The sequence below is a fragment of the Parasphingorhabdus sp. genome (genome assembly GCF_039982415.1).
Taxonomy (GTDB): Bacteria; Pseudomonadota; Alphaproteobacteria; order Sphingomonadales; family Sphingomonadaceae; genus Parasphingorhabdus.
Map to the genome: position 1 here is coordinate 544,880 of NZ_JBDWYL010000007.1, position 22,414 is coordinate 567,293.

At 51.9% G+C, this 22,414-nt stretch carries 20 protein-coding genes; 10 read left to right on the forward strand and 10 right to left on the reverse strand.

Going from position 1 to position 22,414, the window contains the following annotated elements:
• Positions 1-55: 55 nt before the first annotated feature.
• The 8 genes from ABJU74_RS12400 to ABJU74_RS12435 form a co-directional block, all read right to left on the reverse strand.
• On the reverse strand, positions 56-1,195 hold the full coding sequence (locus ABJU74_RS12400; protein ID WP_348384530.1) for an acyl-CoA dehydrogenase family protein: 1,140 nt from the start codon (positions 1,193-1,195) through the stop codon (positions 56-58).
• Between the two features lie 31 nt (positions 1,196-1,226).
• A complete protein-coding gene (locus ABJU74_RS12405; RefSeq protein WP_348384531.1) occupies positions 1,227-2,423 on the reverse strand; it encodes an acyl-CoA dehydrogenase family protein in 1,197 nt (398 codons plus the stop codon).
• 152 nt (positions 2,424-2,575) lie between these two features.
• Positions 2,576-3,523 (reverse strand): RDD family protein, encoded by a 948-nt coding sequence (locus ABJU74_RS12410; protein ID WP_348384532.1) that lies wholly within the window; start codon positions 3,521-3,523, stop codon positions 2,576-2,578.
• On the reverse strand, positions 3,520-4,563 hold the full coding sequence (locus ABJU74_RS12415; protein WP_348384533.1) for a stage II sporulation protein M: 1,044 nt from the start codon (positions 4,561-4,563) through the stop codon (positions 3,520-3,522). Before ABJU74_RS12415 ends, ABJU74_RS12410 begins: the two co-directional genes overlap by 4 nt.
• On the reverse strand, positions 4,563-5,882 hold the full coding sequence (locus ABJU74_RS12420; RefSeq protein ID WP_348384534.1) for a DUF58 domain-containing protein: 1,320 nt from the start codon (positions 5,880-5,882) through the stop codon (positions 4,563-4,565). The genes ABJU74_RS12415 and ABJU74_RS12420 overlap by 1 nt, the downstream gene beginning before the upstream one ends.
• Positions 5,879-6,835, reverse strand: a complete 957-nt coding sequence (locus ABJU74_RS12425; RefSeq protein ID WP_348384535.1) for a MoxR family ATPase — start codon at positions 6,833-6,835, stop codon at positions 5,879-5,881. The genes ABJU74_RS12420 and ABJU74_RS12425 overlap by 4 nt, the downstream gene beginning before the upstream one ends.
• Positions 6,832-8,214: a DUF4350 domain-containing protein gene (locus ABJU74_RS12430; protein ID WP_348384536.1), complete on the reverse strand. Its 1,383-nt coding sequence runs from the start codon at positions 8,212-8,214 to the stop codon at positions 6,832-6,834. The genes ABJU74_RS12425 and ABJU74_RS12430 overlap by 4 nt, the downstream gene beginning before the upstream one ends.
• A complete protein-coding gene (locus ABJU74_RS12435; protein ID WP_348384537.1) occupies positions 8,211-8,885 on the reverse strand; it encodes a hypothetical protein in 675 nt (224 codons plus the stop codon). Before ABJU74_RS12435 ends, ABJU74_RS12430 begins: the two co-directional genes overlap by 4 nt.
• A 50-nt stretch (positions 8,886-8,935) precedes the next feature.
• Between ABJU74_RS12435 and ABJU74_RS12440 the strand changes: the two genes are divergently transcribed.
• The 5 genes from ABJU74_RS12440 to ABJU74_RS12460 all read left to right on the forward strand — a co-directional run bounded on the left by ABJU74_RS12440 (position 8,936) and on the right by ABJU74_RS12460 (position 13,675).
• Positions 8,936-9,781, forward strand: coding sequence for a hypothetical protein (locus tag ABJU74_RS12440; RefSeq protein ID WP_348384538.1), 846 nt, complete (start codon positions 8,936-8,938; stop codon positions 9,779-9,781).
• Positions 9,782-9,872: 91 nt separating this feature from the next.
• A complete protein-coding gene (locus ABJU74_RS12445) occupies positions 9,873-10,349 on the forward strand; it encodes a (2Fe-2S)-binding protein (protein ID WP_348384539.1) in 477 nt (158 codons plus the stop codon).
• A gap of 2 nt (positions 10,350-10,351) precedes the next feature.
• Positions 10,352-12,559 carry a molybdopterin cofactor-binding domain-containing protein gene (locus tag ABJU74_RS12450; RefSeq protein ID WP_348384540.1) on the forward strand — a complete coding sequence of 736 codons (2,208 nt, stop codon included), beginning with the start codon at positions 10,352-10,354 and terminating at the stop codon, positions 12,557-12,559.
• Positions 12,560-12,590: 31 nt separating this feature from the next.
• The gene (locus ABJU74_RS12455; protein WP_348384541.1) at positions 12,591-13,070 is read left to right on the forward strand and encodes a c-type cytochrome; all 480 of its coding nucleotides are present in this window, start codon (positions 12,591-12,593) and stop codon (positions 13,068-13,070) included.
• 26 nt (positions 13,071-13,096) lie between these two features.
• Complete coding sequence (locus ABJU74_RS12460; protein WP_348422575.1) at positions 13,097-13,675, forward strand: nucleotidyltransferase family protein; 579 nt, start codon at positions 13,097-13,099, stop codon at positions 13,673-13,675.
• On the opposite strand, the gene ABJU74_RS12465 is transcribed toward ABJU74_RS12460, so the two are convergent.
• Together ABJU74_RS12465 and ABJU74_RS12470 are read right to left on the reverse strand one after the other, a co-directional pair.
• On the reverse strand, positions 13,672-14,445 hold the full coding sequence (locus tag ABJU74_RS12465) for a hypothetical protein (protein WP_348384543.1): 774 nt from the start codon (positions 14,443-14,445) through the stop codon (positions 13,672-13,674). The genes ABJU74_RS12460 and ABJU74_RS12465 overlap by 4 nt on opposite strands.
• Positions 14,445-15,083 (reverse strand): queuosine precursor transporter, encoded by a 639-nt coding sequence (locus ABJU74_RS12470; RefSeq protein ID WP_348384544.1) that lies wholly within the window; start codon positions 15,081-15,083, stop codon positions 14,445-14,447. Before ABJU74_RS12470 ends, ABJU74_RS12465 begins: the two co-directional genes overlap by 1 nt.
• A 166-nt stretch (positions 15,084-15,249) precedes the next feature.
• Between ABJU74_RS12470 and ABJU74_RS12475 the strand changes: the two genes are divergently transcribed.
• The 5 genes from ABJU74_RS12475 to ABJU74_RS12495 all read left to right on the forward strand — a co-directional run bounded on the left by ABJU74_RS12475 (position 15,250) and on the right by ABJU74_RS12495 (position 22,378).
• Positions 15,250-15,819, forward strand: coding sequence for a TIGR00730 family Rossman fold protein (locus tag ABJU74_RS12475; protein WP_348384545.1), 570 nt, complete (start codon positions 15,250-15,252; stop codon positions 15,817-15,819).
• Positions 15,820-15,841: 22 nt separating this feature from the next.
• Positions 15,842-17,077, forward strand: coding sequence for a NupC/NupG family nucleoside CNT transporter (locus ABJU74_RS12480; RefSeq protein ID WP_348384546.1), 1,236 nt, complete (start codon positions 15,842-15,844; stop codon positions 17,075-17,077).
• A 43-nt stretch (positions 17,078-17,120) separates the two neighbouring features.
• Positions 17,121-18,065, forward strand: coding sequence for a 2-oxoglutarate and iron-dependent oxygenase domain-containing protein (locus ABJU74_RS12485; protein ID WP_348384547.1), 945 nt, complete (start codon positions 17,121-17,123; stop codon positions 18,063-18,065).
• Positions 18,062-18,682 (forward strand): uridine kinase, encoded by a 621-nt coding sequence (gene udk / locus ABJU74_RS12490; protein WP_348384548.1) that lies wholly within the window; start codon positions 18,062-18,064, stop codon positions 18,680-18,682. Before ABJU74_RS12485 ends, udk begins: the two co-directional genes overlap by 4 nt.
• 231 nt (positions 18,683-18,913) lie before the next feature.
• A complete protein-coding gene (locus tag ABJU74_RS12495; protein ID WP_348384549.1) occupies positions 18,914-22,378 on the forward strand; it encodes a carboxypeptidase regulatory-like domain-containing protein in 3,465 nt (1,154 codons plus the stop codon).
• Positions 22,379-22,414: the final 36 nt, after the last annotated feature.

Consider the following 22,414-nt stretch of genomic DNA (forward strand, 5'->3'; position numbering starts at 1 on the left):
GGGAGCGCAGCCAGTCTGACTACACCCCCTTTTGTGATAGGATGGAAAAGCAGCTTTAGCTGGCCGCGGTCAACGCCACATGCCGCCGCATATGATGATCGACACTGCCAAACTCACCTTCGATTATCGAAAGTCTTTTAAAATAGCTCCCCACTGCGGTTTCATCGGTTACGCCCATACCGCCATGCGTCTGCACTGCCGACTGGCCGACAAAGCGAGCCGATTGACCGATCCGCACCTTGGCAGAAGAAACGGCATGTTTGCGCGTTGCTTCGTCTTCCGCCAGTTTGATTGTTGCTAGGTAAGACATGGAAATCGATTGCTCATATTCCATGAACATATCGACCATCCGGTGTTGCAAGACCTGAAAGCTGCTAATCGGCACGCCAAATTGCTTGCGCTGTTTCGCATATTCCAAGGTCATCGCATGGGTGACTTGCATAGCGCCTGTGGCTTCGGCACAGACCGCCGCTGTTGCTTCATCAACCACGGTTTCGATCAACGGCAAGCCATTGTCCAATTCTCCAATCAGCGCATCGGCACCCAGCGCAACATTCTCGAAATAGACTTCCGACGCGCGGCGTCCATCTACCGTAGCATAGTCACGCAGGCTTACACCCGCGGCCTCTTTTGCCACGATGAAGACTGACAAGCCGCCAGCATCGCTTTGTCCGCCTGACGTCCGCGCGGTGACGACGAAATGGCTCGCCCAAGGTGCGCCGATCACGACCGCTTTTTGGCCATTGAGCGAATAGCCATCGCCGTCTTTCTTGGCGGTTGTCGTCAGATTGGCCAAGTCATAGCGGCCTTGCGGCTCAGCATAGGCAAAGGCAAAAATTTTCTCGCCAGTGATAATCGCACTCAGATATTCTTCTTTTTGCGCTGCCGTACCAGCATGCTTTAAAAAGCCGCCCGCACAGACCACGCTGGGAATAAACGGCTCAACCACAAGGCCTTTGCCAAATTCTTCCATGATCAACATCGTTTCAACCGCGCCGCCGCCAAAACCGCCATCTTCTTCGGAAAAAGGCGCGGCCAGCATACCGAGCTCGGCCAGTTGAGCCCAGAATTCGGGGCTCCAACCAGCATCGCTATCGATGATCCCGCGGCGCGTGTCCCAGTCATATTGCTCGCGCACGAGCCGGGAAATACCGTCACGAACCATATTTTGTTCGTCAGAAAAATTGAAATCCATAGTTTCGCTTTCTTATTTTGTGCGGTTGGATCTAAAGTCCGAGAACCATTTTTGTGATGATATTGCGCTGAATCTCATTGGATCCGCCATAGATAGACGTCTTGCGCATATTGAAATAGGTCGGCGCCGCGCTATGCGCATAATCGGGTCCAATGGGGAAATCATTGGAGCCATCAGCAGGGAAACTTCTAAAGTCCGGCGTTCCATATTGGCCGACAGCTTCCAGCGTCAATTCGGTTAAGCGTTGCTGGATTTCAGTCCCCTTCACTTTCAGCAAAGAGCTTTCCGGTCCTGGACCTTTCCCTGCCTGTTCGCCAGCCAAGGTCCGCAATTCGGTAATTTCCAATGCGGCCAGATCAATTTCCAATTGGCTGATCTTGGTCGCGAAGCCCATATCTTCAAGCAGCGGCTTCCCATCCAAAATTTCATGGCCAGCAATTTCCTTGAGCTGTTCAACGCCTCTTTTCGACCGGGCTACACCAGCAATGCCCGAGCGTTCATGCGCGAGCAGGAATTTGGCATAGGTCCACCCCTTATTTTCTTCACCAATAAGATTTTCGGCCGGCACCCGAACGTCGGTCAGCCACACTTCATTGACCTCATATCCGCCATCAATCAATTTGATCGGACGCACTTCGATCCCGGGTGTTTTCATATCAACCAATATGAAGCTAATGCCTTGTTGCGGTTTGGGCGCATCAGGATCGGTGCGGCACAGGAAAAAGCCCCAATCAGCATGTTGCGCCAATGTCGTCCAGGTCTTTTGCCCATTGATAATATAGTCGTCGCCATCGCGCACGGCGGTTGTTTTCAAGGACGCCAGATCCGAACCGGCCCCGGGCTCCGAATAGCCTTGGCACCACCACACATTGCCGCTTTTGATGCCGGGCAGATGTTTGGCCTTTTGTTCTTCATTGCCAAATGTATAGATAACCGGTCCAACCATCGCGACACCAAATGGCAAAGGCATGACCGCATTGACCCGGGCATTTTCTTCGGACCAGATATAGCGCTGGGTGGGAGTCCAGCCGGTACCGCCATATTGTTCCGGCCAAGCGGGAACCGACCATCCCTTTTCCCCAAGTATTTTGTGCCAGGCGGTCATATCGTCCGGGCTCAGTTCATCCTGAACGGCGGCGCGCTCGACATTCTGTGGGTAATTATTCTCGATGAAGCTGCGCACTTCATCGCGAAACGCATTTTCCTCTGCAGTGAATTCCAGGTTCATGACCGACTCTCCAATGGTAATTTGGGGGTGAACATACGCCAAAAACTGCAGAAAACAAGCTGATCTAAAGGTCGTAGCAGGTGACGCTACGGCAAGCAGGATTCCTATCCGATCAGATTTTGGAAAATACCGATTACTGTTTAATCGACTCCTTAAATATCCGCAGAATATTTGTCTTTTCGCCGTTTTCCAAAACGCATTCCGCTTTCCAATTTGGCGCGCAAGGCCGTATAATAGGATTCCAGAAAAATGCGTTCATCCCCGGATCCCGGCTCCCAACCAATTTTCCCGCAGATTGAATTGGTTACTGTCACCAACGCTTCATCACTGCCGCTCCTGAGGACATTTTCCAATGTCTGCAGTTCAAATTCTCCGTAGACGGACAAGTCAGCCTCGGAAAATTTATAACGGCTGCCGCTTTGCGCTGCCGAAACGGCTTGGTTCTCTGCAGAAGGCGCGACCACGCCATCCAGATTTCGTTTCACATTTTGGATCACCCATGTCCCGGCAATTAAATCACCACAGCGCAATCTGTCCTTGTTGAACACCGGGAATAGCAAGAACATCAGGACCCACAGAAATCCGGCCCAAGCGGTAAAATCGCTCATCGAGCCTTCAGCTTCTCCCGATGTGAGAAAAACCAGCGGCAAGAAAAGTTCAATGTCGCGGATGATATTGCGCGCAATCACCGCTTCAGCGGATAGCCGACCGCCATCTCTGGCGGCGACCCGAATACCCACTGCGCGCTTGCCCCAAGTCGCAGCCCGTTCTCCTAGCTCGAAATAGAGAAAATAGGCATTGCGAAACAGGAAAACCGATATGATCCACAGAACCGCAACCGCGCTGAGCGGGCCGCTTTCTTCTAATACCGTGTCGGTACCGAAAGCGGAGTCAAAAGCCCAAATGACAAGTATGCCGAACAAGGTCACGCCCAGGATTAGACCCAAGATGATCAATATATCGAGCGTCAGCGCTCCGGCACGCGCGCCGGCTGTCGCAACCGTGACATTGAGCGGCACGCCTTCGGGAGATATCATCACCCGGTCGAGCTTAGGACTGGTGGATCGCCGGATCCCCGGATCGGTGGCGGTGTCGCTCATGACGGTAGCTCCGCTTTACGGCGCCCGAAGACAAAGAAATAGACCAGCCAGAATAGCAGCATCGCGCCGCCGACCAGATAACGCATTCCCGTGTCATTGATCAATTGACGCGCAAATCCCTCCAACAACCCGGCACAGATTAGCATGATGATCACACCAACCATGACCAAGGCCGCACGCTTCCCAGCATTGCTGGCCGCTGTGAGATGAGATTGTGCACCCGGAAAACCAATTGACCGTCCGACATGAATCCCAGCCGCACCGGCTAATAATATCGCGAATAATTCGGTCGTTCCGTGAATCGACAACCAGCCAATAAACTCAACTGACAATCCGCGTTGCGCAAAGACCCAAAGCATAGCGCCCAAAAGCGCCATATTATGGATGAGCAACAAAATACTAGGAATGCCAAAAGCAAAACCGAGCGCGAAGGCCAAAATCGCGACTTGCGCATTATTGCTGAACAGATAGGCAGCGAACACACCCAGTCCATCTTGATTTTCAGCTCCAAACAAGGTGCCGCGCAGCGCCTGTTCTGTCGCACCGGGCACCCGAACATCCGCCATATTAGCGGGCACTAGAGCGTAGAACCAGTCGCTATTACCGGCGACCAACGCGTACCCAATTAGCGTCCCCGCGATCATCACAATAAAGGCAATCCAAATGTCAAATTTTATCTCTCGAACCGCTTGGCTCCACCCGCCGCTGAAAAAGCCTTTGAGCCAACGCCCAAAACTGGTTTGCGTGCCATAGACCATGAAATAGGAGCGCAAGGCCAAACCTTCGAGATAATCGATCAATCCCGCATCAAGCGAACTTTCCCGAGCGATGGAAAGACTGGACAATAATGTCCGGTAAAGGGTGGGCAATGCCAAGACATCATCATCGCTTAACTGGCGGGTCTTGCCCTTTTCCATTTTGGTGACGATATCTTCCAAACGGACCCAGTCTGCTTCTCGCTCCAGGCGGAAGCGATCGCTTTTGAGCGCCGCCGTTTCTAAGGCCTGCTGCGCATCGGGGGCACTGACAATAGTCGCCACTAGATTTTCCCCCGCCGTTTAATCTTTAAATAGCTGTTGATCAGGCGCGTACCGATATTGTCATGAGATCCTTCGACGACATCTATGCCCATATGTTGCAACCGTTTGACGACCAGTTTCTTTTGATCCAGCAAGCTTTGCGCGGTCACGCTGCGAGCGACGTCTTCTGCAGTTTCGGGCGGTTTTTCGATAAACTCAGCCAGCTCTTGATCTTCCAGTACAACAAACAAGACGAGATGTTTGTCGATCAAACGTCCGGCCGCTTCCAGCATCAGATCAGCGCTTGTTGGATCGGTAAAATCGGTGAAGATGATGATCAAAGAGCGCCGTTGCAAACGGCTCGATAGCGATGAAAGCGCGAGCGTGTAGTTGCTTTCTTGATGACGATAGTCAATCGACGCTGCATCTTGCTGCAATCGAAAGAAATTGCGGCTTCCCGAGAGAAACGGAGTCGACAATTCCGGCTTCGCAGCAAAACTGAACAAGCTGGTTTTATCGCCAGATTTCAACGTTACATAGGCGGTCAACAAAGCAGCAGAAACCGCGCGGTCGATCCGCGGCAAACCATCAATGGGTTCACACATGGCGGATCCGCAATCCAGCGCGAAGACAATCTGATTATTCCGTTCGGTATCAAATTCTTTCGCCAGTAATTTGCTGTGTCTCGCTGAGCCTTTCCAATCAATACTGCGCCGGTCCATGCCCGGTTGATATTCGGTAAGCGCTTCAAATTCGCTGCCCTCTCCGCGGAATTTGCGCGCCAGCAAACCAAAAATGGAATCCCTTAAGAACATTTGTACGGTCGGGCTGCGCACCGCCGAAATATTGGGCAATATCGCGATCGATTGATCGCTGGTTTTCTGTGTTTGCCGCCAAGCGAGGCCTAAGGGGCCTTTCCAGCGCAGCCATAATTTTCCAATCTCTCCGGTACCGCGGCGCAGCGGGGTTGCGGTTGCCGCGCCCAAATAATTTCGGCCTTGGTCGACCGATCGAGTCAATTGAAATTCCAGACTGCCATTTTCGGACAAGCGGCCATCCACACCGAGATTTGCTTTTGCCGCACGCGGAGCCATCAAACCGCTAAACTCGGTCTGCATAACGAGCTCCATTGGCGCTCCAATTTCACTGCTTTCTGGCACGGATAATTGAATGGCTCCGGCTTTGGCCGCAATGAGGCCATCAACGACCAACAACACGAATAGCGCTGCAGCCCATGCAATTCCAACGGCCCATAGGTTCGGCATCAGCGCCGCAAGCAAGGCGGCAACGGGCGCGCCAATGGCAATCAGAAAAACAGCACGGGCGGTTGGATAGATCAACGCGGAGCTTCCGTCCGTTCCACCAAGGATTCAATAATCATATCAACCCGGCGACCTTCAATTTCCGCAGCGGGAGACAATAAGGTCCGATGCCGCAAAACCGATGGCGCCAGGGCTTTCACATCGTCCGGAACAACATAGTCCCTTCCAGAAATAGCAGCGCGCGCCCGCGCAGCGGTTGCCAGCATGATTGCGGCACGCGGACTGGCACCATTTTCCAGTTCCGTGGTCTCTCGTGTCGCTCGGACCAAACGCACAATATAGTCGGTAACATCTTCGACCAGAGTCACTGATTTCACCGCTTCGGTCGCTGCCGCCAGTGTTTTTTCATCCGCTTGTGCCGAAATTCCGAAATCTTTTGGACCGGGTGCGCCAATCCGTTCTCCATATTGCATCACAATTTTCTTTTCTTCTTCCGCATCAGGATAGGCGATCAGCAGTTTGAACAAGAACCTGTCCAATTGCGCTTCGGGCAGAGGATATACCCCTTGTTGCTCAATCGGATTTTGCGTCGCCACAACCATGAATTGCGAGGATAGTTCATGGGTTTCGCCATCAATAGTTACCGCCCGCTCCTGCATCGCTTCAAGCATCGCCGCCTGGGTTTTGGGCGGGGTCCGGTTAATTTCATCCGCCAGCAACAAGTCACAGAAAATCGGGCCCCGCGTCAGCGTAAAAGTACTGGTTTGGAAATTGAACAAATTGGAACCAACAATATCACCAGGCATCAGGTCCGGCGTGAACTGTATTCGACCAAAATCTAGGCTCAGCGTCGCGGAGAAACATTGCGCCAAGAAGGTCTTCGCCGTTCCAGGAGGGCCTTCCAGCAAGACATGCCCCGAAGAAAATAATGCAATGAGCAAATGATCCACAATATCTTCTTGCCCGATTATGGCCTTGGCGACCTCTCCGCGGATATTATCCGCCAGAGTTTTCAATTCCCCTATATTCATCCGATCAGTTCCTTTTTCCAATCATAAAGCGCGGCGGCATGTTCCGCTGTTTCACGCGAGTTTTGTGCCTGATGCAAATTGTTCAACAAGGCGGTAAAGCGCAATCCATTGACTTTTCCCAACTGGTCGAGCGCTTGATTTTGCTCGCCGCGATCACCCGCGGCCGACAAGCCCAAGGCGTGCAATGCTTCGTTTCGGATCAATTCGCCATAAGGATCAGCGACCAAATGGCCGCGCTGCATCCGATGGATAAAACCGGCGCTGTTGTTGACCAACGCGGTCTTCCCAAAATCAATGCTGCGGCCCTCTCTTAACGGCGGGCCAAAACGATTAAACGCCATCCATGCCGCCGCCATTGCTGCGACAATCAGACAGATTGTGGCCGAAAGAAATGGCGGCTTAAATGCCAATGACAATAAATTGTCGGCTGATCCCAAGCCATTAAACGTCAAATCGAATATTATCGGACCATCGGTCCAGCCTTCAAGTGCCGCGATTAGATTAAAAGCATGACGCGCAACCCGTTCATTGCCCATGCCGGTATTGTTCATCAAATCCGCGTCCGCGACAACGACCACTGGATAATAGGATGTATCAATTTCGTCATCGGCCGTCAGTTGCGACGGGTCCAGGCTATCAAGATTATCATAGACACCGCCATCATCCACATAGCCGATCAAAGATTCGCCATTTTCTGGGTCTTCAACAATATTGCGCAAATAATCTCCGCGCATCGTAATATGAATGTCCGGGACCGGAATGGGATCGCCAAGCGCCGAACGGGCGATTTCGGATCCACTAAATTTGGAATTCGTAGACTGGCGGATATTGGCGATAACGGCTTCGCGATCCTCTGCTTTGCGTGTATTTTCTTCTCCTGTGTCCTGTCCTTCCGGTCGAATGGTTTGCAATTTCACGTCCACAATCTCGCTGAGCATTGTGACGCCGGAATCGCTTTCGACAATGCCCAGACGTTGGGCCCAGCCTTTTCGGGATTCCATCCCAACAAGATTAGTGGTTGCCACTTGCCATTTCGGCAAGATGATCAACGTTGGCCCAACATAGGCGCGACCTTGAATGACTTCTGCCAATTTTTCAGGTTCGGCATAGGCATTGGGGGTTATGATCAATACGCCCGCCTCATCGCTGGCAGCGGCGGAACGCGATAGCGTGACCTCACGCCCGGTTTTTTCCAGAATATTCGCGAGCGCTTTATAACCAACCAGACTGTTAGATGCAGCATGCGCGCGGCCATTATTGCCGGAATTCAAGCGGTCTCCGGCTCCCAAGCCATAGAGCAAGGCGACAAAGGCGGCAAAACCGACCACGAACATGATGATGATGGTGGTTCGTCTGAATGGGTTGGCCTGCGCACTCATCGGCTTGACACCTTTGCTTTGCGCCAGGTTTCAGTCAGTGCAAACTCGCCATAGGCATTGCGTGAAGCTGTCCAACCGGCCTCTCCAATCGGGGTCGCGGCAAATATGCCGCGTTCGACATGATCGGCAATGACCGCAAACATGACCCGCGCGGTTTCGGGTAAACTGTCAAAAGTTTCGATTTCACGAGATGTGTCCGAAGGCCGCAACAAATCGGGTCGGCGTTTCTCAATATCTTCAATGCTGCGGAAAAGCAGCAGATGGGCCGCTTCGTCAAATTGACCTTTTTCGGCCAAAGCGTCGGCTTCTTCCAGTAAACGGCGCGCTGCGGCTTCATCAGGCCGCCACTCTTCCTCCTGCTCGGGAAGCTTGCTTCGCCAATCCTGCCAATAGGGGGATATAATGACCCACAACAAAGCCAAGATTCCAGCGGCAAGCAATATCAGCAAAATAATTTTCAGAACCGGCCATCCCGCAACCAACAGCTCGGCTATCGGCGCAAGCACGTCTCCCAGCCAATCGAGAAAATCTGTCCACCATTCTGGCGGCGGCTTTGGCGGTTCTGGGGAAATATTGGCAAATTGGATATCTTCATCAGCGCGCACGTCTTTCCACGCGGCATCAAAGGAAGCGTTATCGGGATCACTTAGTACTTCTGTGTCTTTTGCCACATAGCTGATCTTGCAGAATCTTGTCACCGGAGCAAGGGCGAAGATAGCTTATGACGCGCAAAGAGACCTTTGATGGATGGATTGACAGCCTCGCGAATAGCCCGGATAGTCAGCAGCCAATCAACAGGGGCGATGCGTTCATGACATTTGATATCGGCCGTGTGATGACCGCCACTTTCGCGGTGATGATGCGGCATCCGGTTGTTTTTTTCGGTTTGTCGCTGTTGGTAGCCGGCATGCCTCAAGGGATGCTGCAACTTTTTGCATGGAGCGAAGACCAGTTCGGATCCGCTTTTCTGGCTGAGCTGGTCGCGATATTAGGCGAACATTGGATGAGTTGGACACTCTCTGCCATGAGTATGTTCTTCGTCATGTTTCTTTTCGGAATCCTGCTTCAGGCTATGATGATTGTCGCCACGATCCGGGACATACGCAACCAGCATGTCGATATTGGGCTGTGCTTTGGCGAAGCTGTGAAACGGTTTTTGCCGCTTGTCGGATTGACCATTTTGTCGTTCGTGGCGATGATCTTCGGGTTGTTTTTGTTCATCATTCCCGGCGTGATCTTATTCCTGATGTGGTGTATTGCGGCGCCCATATTGGTGGTGGAAAATTTAGGCATCATGGATTCCCTGAAACGCAGCGCAGAATTGACCAGCGGTTCCAAAGGCATGATATTTTTACTGTTCATCCTTTTCATGATCGCGTCTGGAATGATATCCGGCATGGGCGAAGCGATAGGATTGTTCAGCCCAATTACTTCGATCTTCGTGACCGTCCTGGTAGAAACCGTCGTCGGTGCCGCGCAGGCAGCGGGAATCGCCGCTCTTTATGTTGAATTGCGCACTGTGAAAGAAGGACCGTTTACCGACAGGCTATCCGATATTTTCGCGTAACCGCCGATCTCGCCCGACAATGGCTTGGCTTGACCAACTTCCTTCGATATAGGTTTCAAAACACTATGCACTTTATCCCGATGAGGCTCCCATGATAAAATTGAACGTCAACGGCCAGATCAAGGAGGTCGATGTTGATCCGGCGACGCCTATTTTATGGGTGGTTCGTGAAAATCTAAAAATGACAGGCACAAAATTTGGTTGTGGCGTGGCCTTATGCGGAGCGTGCACAGTCCATGTTGATGGCCAACCTGTTCGATCCTGCTCCACACCGGTGTCCGAAGCCGATGGCAAAGCGATTACCACCATTGAGGGCCTCGCCGATCAGGATGGGACATTTACTAAAGTCCAACAGGCCTGGGTTGATGAACAAGTGGCACAATGCGGCTATTGCCAATCCGGCCAGATCATGTCGGCCACTGCCTTGTTGAAGAAAAACCCCAATCCCAGCGATGACCAAATTGACGCGGCCATGGCGGGCAATATATGCCGATGCGGCACCTATGTCCGGATCCGCAAGGCGATTAAAGCCGCAGCTGGCTTGTCCTCAGAAACGCAGGAGGCTTGATCATGGGCAAATGGACAAGACGCGCGTTTATTGGGGCCGGTGTTGCCGCGGGCGGCGCCCTTGTGGTGGGCATTGCTGTCCGTCCGGGCAATCCTGTCGATCAATTGTCGCCGCTGGTTGCCAAAGGCGAAGGGGAAAAACTCATCAACGCATGGGTTAAAATTGACGCGGAAAATATTGTCACCGCAATCGTCCCGCATGTCGAAATGGGGCAAGGTATCTTTACCTCGCTGGCGCAAATGCTCGCCGATGAACTGGACGCGGATTGGAGCAAGGTGCGGATATTGGAAGCGCCAGCTGATGCCAAATATTCCTCGTCGCATATTGGCCGCGAATTTCTCGCGCCCAATCTCGAAGTTCCCGAAATACTCGAACCCACCGTAAGCGGCAGTTTTCTCTCCCTCGCCACGGCGATGACCTTACAAATTACCGGCGGCAGCTTTTCCATTCGCGGAACCGGCCAACGCGCGATGCGCACCGCTGGCGCCGCCGCTCGCGAAATGCTGGTGGCTGCCGCTGCTGAAAAATGGAAGGTCCCGGCCGCTGAACTGCGGACTGAAAACAGCATGGTAATCCATGACAAGTCCTCAAAATCTGAACCTTTTGCCAATTTTGCAGAAGCAGCAGCCGAACAAAACCTACCGGCCAAACCGACGTTAAAATCTCCCAAAGATTATAAACTGATGGGCAAAACCATCGCGCGCACCGACATACCGGCAAAATCAGATGGCAGCGCAATATTCGGGATTGATGCGGATTTGCCTGACATGAAATATGCTGCGGTCAAAGCAGCCCCCGTGGTGGGCGCAACGGTTGAATCCATGGATGCCTCCGTCGCCAAGAACATGCCTGGTGTGCTGCAGATTTTAAATATGGGGGATTTTGTCGCTGTAGTGGCCGATGGCTACTGGCAAGCCGAACAGGCTTTGGCAACAATCGAAACCCGCTATTCCAAAACCGAAGGCGACACTCTCGACCAAGATGCGCTGTTTGCCCGCTATGCGACAATGCTCGATGAAGCCGGCGATAGCGAAGGTGATGTGGAAACTGAAAACGGCGATGTCACGAACGCGTTTGCCAATGCCGCGACCAAGATCGAGGCGGAATATAAAGTACCCTTCCTCGCTCATGCGACGATGGAACCGATGAACTGCACCGCCTGGGTTCGCGACGGCAAATGCGATGTCTGGTCTGGCACACAATCACCGCTCATGGCGCGCAAGACGGCAGCGGAGGTGAGCGGCATTGATTATGACAATGTCACCTATCACAATGCCTTTCTCGGCGGAGGTTTTGGACGCCGCTCTGAAATGGATGTGATCATCATGGCCACGCGCATCGCCAAAGCCACGCAATATCCCGTAAAAATGATCTGGTCGCGTGAAGAAGATACCACGCAAGATCATTATCGCCCATCGGCAACCAGCCGTTTCCAAGGCGGTCTGGATGAAAATGGCAAAGCGGTCAGTTGGAGCAACATTCACACCCATTTATTTGATCCGCAAGAAGCACCAACCGTTCCTTATTATAAAATTGCCAATCACAAGATCCGCAAGATTGATGTGCCAACCCATTTGCGTTTTGGTCCCTGGCGTTCGGTCGATCATAGCCAGCATGGTTATTTTATCGAGAGCTTCGTTGATGAAATGGCGCATGCGGCCGGAAAAGATGGCTATGCCTTTCGCCGCGAACTGCTGGCCGGTTCTCCGCGCCATTTAAAAGTTCTCGACAAGGTCGCGGAAATGTCAGGTTGGGACCAACCCCTCCCCGCTGGCCATGGCCGCGGAATCGCCTTTGTCCCTTCATTTGGTACGATTGTCGCCGAAGTCGCGGAAGTGGATATGACCGGTGCAAAACTGAAAGTGAAAACAGTTTATGTTGCAGCGGATCCTGGTTTTGCGGTCAATCCCGACGGCTTTGCGGCGCAAATGGAAAGCAGCATTGCTTTTGGTTTAACCGCGGCGCTTTATGGCGAAATTTCCATCAAAAACGGAGCCGTTCAACAAAGCAATTTTCACGACTATCCCATTTTGCGGATCAATGAGATGCCCGATGTTAAAGTCGAGATTATCAACGGTGATCACAAGAAATTGGGCGGTGCTGGCGAACCTGGATTGCCCCCACTAGCACCAGCAGTGACCAATGCCATTTTCGCGGCGACGGGCAAACGCGTTCGCGAACTGCCATTGAGCAAGGCTCAATTCACCTAACGCCAAGATCAAGAGATTGAAGGAAGATATCATGAAAGCGAAATTGCGTGCCTTATCACCATGTTTGCTTATGGCATTGGCGGCTTGTGGCTCAGACCCTGCTCCCGAGCCCACGGAACAAATCATTGTCCGCGAACCCGGTGCCCAACCATCCGCACCCGATGCTTCCCAAACGCCCGCTGCGGATGAAGCGGGCAGCGCCTTGGCAGAAGCAGGTAAGCAAGCTTTCAATAGCTGCATTGCCTGTCACACGATAAAAAAGGGCGATGGCAATCGGATCGGCCCCAATCTCAATGGGATTATTGGCCAAGCAGCAGGCGCGGTTAGCGATTTCCGCTATTCGGCGGCCATGACCAGTTCCGGGATCACATGGTCGAAAGAGGAACTTGACAGCTTTCTCGCCAATCCAGCGGCAAAAATTCCTGGCACCACCATGATGGCTGGCGCGGTTTCTGATGCTGATCAACGCGCCGCTATTATCGCTTATATTGAAGATAGTTCCGCCAATTGATTGCAGCCGCGAAGGACCGGATTATATTGGCCCTTCTCGCGGCCGGCGAGTCTCGGCGCTTTGGCCAGGAAGACAAGCTTTCCGCGAAACTGCACGGCAAGATGCTCGGCGTCCATGCAGCTGGCCGGCTAGCCGACCTCCCTTTTGGCCAGTGCATTGTCATAGCCGGACAATCTGATCATCCCTGCGCGAGACAATGGCAAGATCTGGGCTATGAAATAATTGTCAATGACGCCGCAGAGCATGGCCAATCATCATCGGTTCGCCGCGCGGCGCATTATGCACAAACACATCACGCGACAGGGCTCTGCATTTGCTTGGCGGATATGCCCTATATCGACGCCAGGCATGTTCAACGCTTATACGACGATTTTAATCGACTAGGACAACAAGATATTATTGCATCCGCCGCCCAAAATGGCCCGATACCGCCAGCCATTTTCCCAGCGGACAGGTTGGAGGCGCTGCAAAATTTAAGCGGTGATCACGGGGCCCGAAAATTGCTCGATCAAGCCCATAAGGTTGCCGGAAATTCTGATCAGTTCATCGACATTGATACACCAGCACAGCTGGCGCGGGAAAACCAGAAAACCACCCTCAACTAATCGTCAAAAAATCGAGCGGCGTTCACGATTTGAATATCGCGGCGCTTTTCCAATTGTTCCAAAATCCAATATTTATGCCAAGCCCCGTAGAGAATTAATATCCTCTTCCCTTGGCCCTGGACGCTATCCAATGCTGCGGCGATTTTTTTAAAATGGGCAGCGTTGATCGTTTCCCAGCCGCCAGCACCCAAATCATCGCCGAACAGATTTTCATAATTTTCCTGACGCGCTTTCACCGCAGCATCATAGCCGGAACTGTGGATGAATGCGGGATCATCAGAACGTCCCCGCACCGCTTTGTTATAAGCTGCAACGGCAGCTTGATGCTGCTTCCATTGCGCTGCTCGCAAGGGATCTTGTTGAAGTTTCGCTAATGCCGCACGCCGGTCATCCGCTATTTTTTGCGTCCAAGCAGCAACCGGAACCATCTTGAACGTCCGTTCCTTCGACAACGGAAAGACGACATCAATTAATTCCGGAAAATCATCCGTACGACTTTCTCTCACTTCCCCAAATTGATTGAAATTGGCTTGGGCGATAGCAAAGCGCTCGGGCGGTAATTCCACCATGATAATATCGGGGTTAAACCTTACTATCGCGTCGTTTAATTTCGTCAGGGAATATTGTTGACTGCGACGGTGTTGACCGTGAATGGCGCCGACAATGGTGACGATGTTGAGCCCGCTTGCTGTTGCCGGTTTCTCGGCTGGTGCGGAGCAAGCCCCAACCAGTGCCGCTAACCCGAACAGGCAAAGGCGAACCAATCGCACTAGCTGTCCATACGCTTGGCCATCCGGACAATAGCGTAAACCAAAGGCGGAACGAAAATTGCCGAAAGGATGATTTTGGCCAATAATTGTCCGGGCATGATTTTCATCAATGGAGCGACGCCGTAAAAAGCGATGGTAATGAAAATCACTGTGTCGACGGCTTGGCTGACAACCCCGGCAATCATACTGCGCAGCCATAGAAACTTTCCGCTTTCCCCTTTTAATCGCGTGATCAGAAAGACATTGAGAAGTTGAGAGGTACCATAGGCAATTATCCCCGCGAACATCAGCCGAGTCGATTGGTTCAAGATAATGTCAAAGGCGATGCGCTTTTCCTCTTCCCAGAAGGAGGCCGGAGGCAAGGCCAGAACCAGTTGGATCAAAATCATCGATACAATGATCGGAACAAAGCCATAGACAACAATTTTATTGCCGGTTGCACGGCCATAGACCTCCGCAACGGCGCTCGACAAAACGACCAGCAAGATAAACGCGAAAATCCCAGCCTCAACGGCTAAAGGCCCGAGCGCGACCAGTTTATTGCCCAAAATGCCAGCCAAACTCGCCATGCCGCCATAGAGAATGCTGATTACAAAAAGGCCGCGCGGGATGTTTTGAGTTTCTGAATTGGCTGTCATCGCGATTGTCTAGCGTGGTGCGCGCGGAAAAAAAAGTACCAAAACCAAAGGTGAAAAAAGGAATCGTGACTCTGCGCCATTTTCCTCTAGGGAAGAAACAAGAGAGGGTCTGGTATCACCGGACCGTTTCGGTTCAAGGATAGAAAGTCGATCCAAAGGGGAATTTGTGCAAAGATTAGCGGTTTATTGCGGCGCAAGCGCCGGAGGTGACCCTGCATTTGCAGATACGGCAAAGCGCCTCGGTCAAACCATGGCCGAGCGCAATATTGATCTGGTATTTGGCGGCGGTCGTCTGGGCTTGATGGGCATTGTCGCTGATGCTGTGCTGGCTGGCGGCGGCAAAGTTTTTGGCGTCATTCCTGAAATGTTGAAAGATCATGAAGTCGCCCATACCGGGTTGACGGAATTGCATGTTGTCCAATCGATGCACGAACGCAAAGCCAAGATGACCGAGCTTACCGACGGCTTTGTCGCGATACCGGGCGGAATCGGAACCTTGGATGAATTGTTCGAAGCTTGGACGTGGAAAGCGCTTGGCTATCATGGCAAACCCATCGGATTGCTCAACGTCAACGGCTATTGGGATTCACTCACGGCTTTCCTCGACAATGTTGCTGGTCATGGATTCATGTCCACCGCGCGCCGGGAGCAATTGGTCATGAGCGATGATATTGACGATATATTGGATCAGCTAGCATCAAGCTTTACAGGTGGAAAAGGGGAAGTAACATGGTAATGTACACCAGCGAGAAACGCGCATGACTTCTGTTCTAACCAGCTTGGCCGGTATGGCCGTGATCCTCTTTCTTGCCTTCCTGCTTTCCAATTCACGAAAGAATATCCGTTTGCGGGTTGTGGCAGCCGCGTTCGCGCTCCAGGCTAGCATCGCTATTCTTGTTTTATATATCCCGGCGGGCAAAAATATCATTGAAGCCATGTCCACCGGCGTATCCAATCTTCTCAGCTATGCAGCGGATGGCACAAATTTCATCTTTGGCCCGCTGGCGACACCGGAAATGGGCGGCAATAGTTTCGCGATCGCGGCATTGCCGGTGATCATATTCTTCTCGGCCCTCATTTCGATCCTCTATTATCTGGGCATCATGCAATTCATCATCAAATGGGTTGGCGGAGGAATCCAGAAAGTTACTGGCATTTCAAAAGTTGAATCGCTGTGCGCGGCAGCGAATATTTTCGTTGGCCAATCGGAGTCACCGTTGGTGATCCGGCCCTATTTGGCAAAGCTCACGGAATCGCAGCTATTCACAGTGATGAGCGTCGGTATGGCGGGCGTTGCTGGGACAATATTGGCAGCTTATGCTTCGATGGGTATCCGCATAGACTATCTGCTCGCCGCGGCCTTCATGTCAGCACCTGGGGGGATTTTAATGGCGAAAATCATCATGCCCGACGATCCGGATGCCGAAGCCCCGGAAGAGCTGGTCGTTGCGGTCGACTATGAAGAAGAAAAACCCGCCAATATTATCATGGCCGCTTCAATGGGCGCGCAGACCGGTGTCAAAATTGCCGTGGCGGTAGGCGCCATGGTGCTTGCATTTGTGGCTTTGGTGGCGCTGGCTAATGGGATTTTAGGCGGAGTAGGCGGATGGTTCGGCCAGCCCGAATTGAGCTTTCAACAAATTATCGGCTACATATTTGCCCCCATCATGTTCCTTTTGGGTGTGCCTTGGGAAGAAGCCTTTGCCGCTGGCGGCCTCTTTGGCACCAAAGTTGTTTTGAACGAATTTGTCGCATTTAGTGATTTGGGTAATATGGGTGATAGCCTGTCTCCAACCACGGTTGCCATTGTGACATTTGCCCTGTGCGGTTTTGCCAATTTTCTTTCTATCGCTATCCAGCTGGCCGTGACCGGTGGCTTGGCTCCAAACCAACGACCCGTCATCGCCCGTCTGGGCTTGCGCGCGTTGGCGGCAGGGTCGCTAGCCAATCTGATGAGCGCGGCTTTAGCCGGACTCTTTTTGTCGCTGGGTTAATCACCTGGATTGACAAACCGGTTTCACGGAGCATCATAGCCTTATGTCTCAAACCCCTGATATTTTATCATCCATTTCATTGGCCGTTGCCGACAACGACCAAGATGCCTTTGCCCAACGCATTGGCCAATCATTTTCCGATTGGGGCTTTGCTATTATCTCGGATCATGGCATTTCCAGCGACCTCATCGCCAAGGCCGAGCAAATGTCTCGCGCCTATTTCGACTTGCCCGAAGACACCAAGCGCAAATATCATATCGCCGGCGGTGGCGGCGCCCGGGGTTATACGCCGTTTGGGACCGAGGCCGCGAAAGATTCCAACATTCATGATTTGAAGGAATTTTGGCATATTGGACGACAATTGCCAGCCGGTCACGAATTTGAACCATTTATGAGTCCCAATATCTGGCCAGAAGAGCTTGAGGGATTTCGAGAATGTTATCTCGATCTTTTTTCAGCATTTGACCAAGCCGGTCAGCGCATCCTCGAGGGCATTGCCCGTTTTTTAAATCTCACACCGGATTTTTTCCATGATACGGTTCGGGATGGGAACAGCATCTTGCGCCTGATCCATTATCCGCCGGTTCCTGCAGAATCCCCAGCCGTGCGTGCGGCAGCGCACGAGGATATTAACACGATCACCTTGTTAATCGGCGCGGAAGAAGCCGGCCTGGAATTGCTCGACAAACAAGGAAATTGGCGCTCTGTGACGCCCAAGGCAGGAGAATTGGCCGTCAATATCGGCGATATGTTGCAGCGCTTGACCAACAACCGCCTGCCATCAACAACCCATCGAGTCGTCAATCCGCCGCCGGAACGACGGGGACATTCCCGCTATTCTATGCCGTTTTTCCTGCATTTTCGTCCCGATTATCTGATCGAGACGCTACCGGAATGCATGGATGAAAATCATCCCAATCATTATCCGCAACCGATTACCGCCCATGACTATCTCATGGAACGGTTGCGCGAAATTGGATTGGCATGACGCCCAAAATTGTCGGAATTAGCGGGGGCAGCTGTTCGGGCAAATCGACCCTCGCCAAATTTTTGTTGAACAAATTGGGCCCTGATCACTGCGTCATCCTTCCGCAAGATGACTATTTTTTTGGCTATGGCGACGCTCCGGAAGGCAAAGGCGGCCCGAATTTCGATCATCCTGACGCGGTTGATTTTGACAAAATGTGCGAGCAATTGGCGCAGTTAAAGCAAGGCCAGGCAATTGACCGGCCGCTTTATGACTTTCCCACCCACTTGCCCAAGGCGGAAACCGAACGAACCGAACCGCGTCCGATCATATTGGTCGATGGTATATTGATATTGCATCATACGCCTCTCCGACGCTTGCTGGACCTCGCGATATTTGTGCGTTGCGAGGCCGCCGTGCGGTTCGAACGGCGCTTGGACCGTGATGTCAGAGAGCGCGGCCGGACCGCCGACTCGGTGCGCGATGTATTCGCCAAACAGGTCGATCCGATGCATGAAAAATTTGTTGAGCCATCACAAAAGCATGCAGATATCGTGATAAATTCGCAACAGTCAAAAACGGTCCTCACCGATGATTTCCAGACCGTTTTATCAGCAATAATTTTGCTAGATCAATAGGTTACGATAATTTACTGGAAAATTTTTGGCCGTAAGACGCCTATTTTGCAAGCCCTTGATAAACTGTGGATAAAAACTAATTGCTGCAGCGCAAAACAAAGTCGTTGCGATTGAGACAAAACTGTCATTTTACCAACCTAGGGAGCAGGTCGATTATTCAGATCAAGAGGCGCAAACCACGCCCTTGATTCTTTATCAACTGTCGAAGACCGCAAATTGGGGAACTTAAGCATGAAAATGAAATATCTCTTAGCAGCGAGCGTTGTCAGCCTTTCCACTGCAGGCCTGATGGCTGCACCGGCTGCGGCTCAACAAATTACATCTGGAATTCAAGGTCAGGTCAAAGATGATGCCGGCAACGCCATTGGCGGTGCATCAGTTGTCATTACGGATACCCGGACCGGCCAAAGCCGGACGGTAACCACTTCAAGCGACGGACAATTCCGATCCGCTTCCTTGGTTCCTGGTGGTCCGTTCACCATCACCGCGACGGCGGCCAATTTTGAAGGTCAAACGGTTGAAGATATATTCATCAACCTTCAAGGTAATACCCAATTCACCTTCGAACTCGCTTCTGGCGCAGATGAAAATATCATCGTCGTGACCGGTACGCGTGCGAATGTAACGCAATTGGCGGTCGGCCCTGGCCAGTCTTTTGGCGTCGACACGCTGGAATCTTTCCCTAGTCTTTCTCGCGATGTGCGCGACATTATCCGGATTGACCCCCGCGTCAGCCTGGACCGCGCCAACGAAGTGGACCGGATCAGCTGTTTGGGCGGCAATGACCGTTCCAACACCTTCACGGTTGATGGCATTGTCCAAGCCGACACTTTTGGTTTGAACGGTACCCCCTTTGCAGCGCGTAACTCTCTGCCCTTGCCGTTTGATGCTATTCGCGAAACATCGGTTGAATTCGCGCCATTTGACGTAGAATATTCTGATTTTACCGGTTGTGCCGTTAACGTCATCACCAAGTCTGGTGGCAATAAGTTCCACGGTTCTGCCTTCTTCACCTATCGCGACTCCGGTCTGCGCGGCGATACGGTCGATGGTCGGACATCCAATGTCGATCCCTTTAACGAAAAGCGTTGGGGCGCGACCTTGTCGGGTCCAATCATCCCAGACCGGTTGTTCTTTTTCGCTGGCTATGAAGAAACCGACCTTGGTGATGCCAATGAATTTGGTCCCAATGGTGGCGGTTTTCCGAACGAAGCAAATTTCGTAACACAAGCGCAATTTGATCAGTTCGCCAATATTGCCAACACTGTCTATGGTCAGGACGTTGGCGGTTATCCAAGAACTTTGAATGAAACCAGTGTACGTTATTTCGGCCGCTTGGATGCCTATATTACTGAAGACCATCGGCTGGAAGCGACCTATCAACGTCTCGAAGAAACCAATATCGAAGCGGATTCCGGTGGTCAGGAATTGACCGGACTGAACAGTTTTGAAGATGAAGGCACAATCTCTGATTATTATTCGGTCCGCCTCTATTCTGACTGGACCGATAAGATTTCCACCGAATTGCGTTTGTCTCGTTCTGAAGTGGGCGACGTTCAAGGCCCAGTCGGCGGTGGCGAAGCGCAATCTGACAATCCTATTGTCCGCCTGTCTGTCGGTGTTGAACCTGTAGCAGGCCAGACCACGCAAAATGGCCGGCTCTCTACGGGACCTGGTATTTTCCGGTCTGCCAACCAATTGGATCAGACGGTTGATCAAGCCAAATTCCAAATGAACATCGATGCTGGTGATCATCAATTGAAACTTGGCGCAGAATTGAACGATTTGGAAGTGTTCAACCTGTTTGCGATCAATGCAACGGGTACGATTTTCTTCCGCAATCTGAATGATTTCCAAAATGGTGTCGTAGCCAGCGGCTTTTTCTCGAGCGTCTTTGGCGGATCCGATGATCTAGTCGGCGGCGCCCTTGGTGGAGCGACAATCGCTTCCACACCATCGGGTGATATTAATGAAGCAGCGGCAACATTTGGCCGTCAAATCTATTCTTTCTACGCTCAGGACGAATGGCAGGCGACCGACCAGTTGAATGTTACTGCTGGTCTGCGTGTGCAGCTTTATGATGGTGATGCGCCGCGCGCCAATCCAAGCTTCTTGCAACGCTTTGGCTTCACCAATGCGAACGCCTTTAGTCGCCTTGATCCCGTGATCTTGCCGCGTTTGGCCGCAACCTACGATCTCGACAATGAAGGATTTTTCCGTAACACCTCGATTACCGGTGGTGTTGGAATGTTCTCAGGCGGTGATCCAGTTGTGTTTTTCTCCAACGCGTTTTCCAACAATGGCTTCTCGTCAGCCAATGGCGATACGCTCGATGGTGAATGTGCGGGACTGCTGGATGCCAATGGGAATTTCAGTGTTCTTGATGCCAATGGCCAATTTACCGGTATCCCGGCTTGCGCCATTCAGGCAGGGTCCAATTCCGCCGCGGTAGGTGGAGCAGATACTCAGTCCACGGATCCTGATCTCGATGTACCAACCGTATTCCGCCTAAACCTTGGTGTGGATACATTGTTCGGCACCGATAGCGGGTTCTTCTCCGACTGGAACCTCAAAGTGGATTATATCTACTCTCGGTTCATCGATCCGTTAAACTTTGTTGATCTGGTTCAAGTGCCCAATATTACGCAGGGCTTGAATGGTTTCACCGTAGATGGCCGGCCGATTTTGGCTGCAATTGACCCGCTAAACGCTGGTTGTAACGCACAGCTCCAAGGCACGGGTGGAACACCGCCAACTTATACCGGCGTAACCGCTGATTGTTTTGGCACCCGTCTGGATGACTTTATCCAGCTGACTAATGGTCGCTCTTATGACAGCCATGTTGCATCTTTTGCTCTGTCAAAATATTTCAACAAAGGCATCATTACCGATGGCGGCAGCGTCAGCGTGAACTTTGGTTATGCGTTCACCGACTCGAACAACTTCCGGAACGTGGGAAGTTCGACAGCAACATCAAACTTTGATGTGACCGCGGCCTTTGATCGCCAAAACCCAGCCACTTCAACGTCCAACTTTGAAACACGGCACAACATTACATTTGCTGTGAATATGAAAGAGCAGTTTATCGACGAGTTTGATACCTCGCTCGGCTTCTTCTTCTCAGCGCGTTCTGGTCGTCCGTTCAGTTTGACCTTTGATGGCGGCGGCGTCTTTGCTGATGGCTCATCCGGTAATGACAATGCGTTGCTCTACATTCCAACCGGATTGAACGATCCAAACCTGTCACCATCTTCCGATGCTGGTGCGGTCGATCAATTGCTGCGCTTCGTCAATAATGGCGAGCTGCTCAGCACGGACTCAGACGGCAATCCACAGAATAACGTCTTTGGAAAATGTAACTTCACCGCAGGTCAAACCATAAGACGCAACAGCTGTCGTAATGACTGGGTCTTTGATCTCGACATGCGCTTCAGTCAGGAACTTCCTGGACCAGGGCATTTGTTCGGTCTCGAAGATAAGATCGAATTCTTCGCTGATTTCGACAACGTCCTGAACATGCTGGACAGCGGATGGAATACCTTCAATCCGGTTGGCAATTTTGTTGATTTGGTCGACGGTGGTGTTGATGCGCAAGGCCGTTACATCATCTCTGGTTTCAACCCAGATGATGATAATAACGTTAGCTTCTCATCATCAATCTGGCGGATCCAATTGGGTGTTCGTTACGAATTCTAAAGTTTAAATATCCGCATCAGTGGATAAAAAAACGGC

What these genes read in the sequence shown, in the direction of transcription:
- ABJU74_RS12400 (WP_348384530.1), bottom strand. Translation starts at nt 1,195, where the DNA reads ATGGATTTCAATTTTTCTGACGAACAAAATATGGTTCGTGACGGTATT.
- ABJU74_RS12405 (WP_348384531.1), bottom strand. Translation starts at nt 2,423, where the DNA reads ATGAACCTGGAATTCACTGCAGAGGAAAATGCGTTTCGCGATGAAGTG.
- ABJU74_RS12410 (WP_348384532.1), bottom strand. Translation starts at nt 3,523, where the DNA reads ATGAGCGACACCGCCACCGATCCGGGGATCCGGCGATCCACCAGTCCT.
- ABJU74_RS12425 (WP_348384535.1), bottom strand. Translation starts at nt 6,835, where the DNA reads ATGAATATAGGGGAATTGAAAACTCTGGCGGATAATATCCGCGGAGAG.
- ABJU74_RS12430 (WP_348384536.1), bottom strand. Translation starts at nt 8,214, where the DNA reads ATGAGTGCGCAGGCCAACCCATTCAGACGAACCACCATCATCATCATG.
- ABJU74_RS12440 (WP_348384538.1), top strand. Translation starts at nt 8,936, where the DNA reads ATGACGCGCAAAGAGACCTTTGATGGATGGATTGACAGCCTCGCGAAT.
- ABJU74_RS12445 (WP_348384539.1), top strand. Translation starts at nt 9,873, where the DNA reads ATGATAAAATTGAACGTCAACGGCCAGATCAAGGAGGTCGATGTTGAT.
- ABJU74_RS12450 (WP_348384540.1), top strand. Translation starts at nt 10,352, where the DNA reads ATGGGCAAATGGACAAGACGCGCGTTTATTGGGGCCGGTGTTGCCGCG.
- ABJU74_RS12455 (WP_348384541.1), top strand. Translation starts at nt 12,591, where the DNA reads ATGAAAGCGAAATTGCGTGCCTTATCACCATGTTTGCTTATGGCATTG.
- ABJU74_RS12470 (WP_348384544.1), bottom strand. Translation starts at nt 15,083, where the DNA reads ATGACAGCCAATTCAGAAACTCAAAACATCCCGCGCGGCCTTTTTGTA.
- ABJU74_RS12480 (WP_348384546.1), top strand. Translation starts at nt 15,842, where the DNA reads ATGACTTCTGTTCTAACCAGCTTGGCCGGTATGGCCGTGATCCTCTTT.
- ABJU74_RS12485 (WP_348384547.1), top strand. Translation starts at nt 17,121, where the DNA reads ATGTCTCAAACCCCTGATATTTTATCATCCATTTCATTGGCCGTTGCC.
- udk (WP_348384548.1), top strand. Translation starts at nt 18,062, where the DNA reads ATGACGCCCAAAATTGTCGGAATTAGCGGGGGCAGCTGTTCGGGCAAA.
- ABJU74_RS12495 (WP_348384549.1), top strand. Translation starts at nt 18,914, where the DNA reads ATGAAAATGAAATATCTCTTAGCAGCGAGCGTTGTCAGCCTTTCCACT.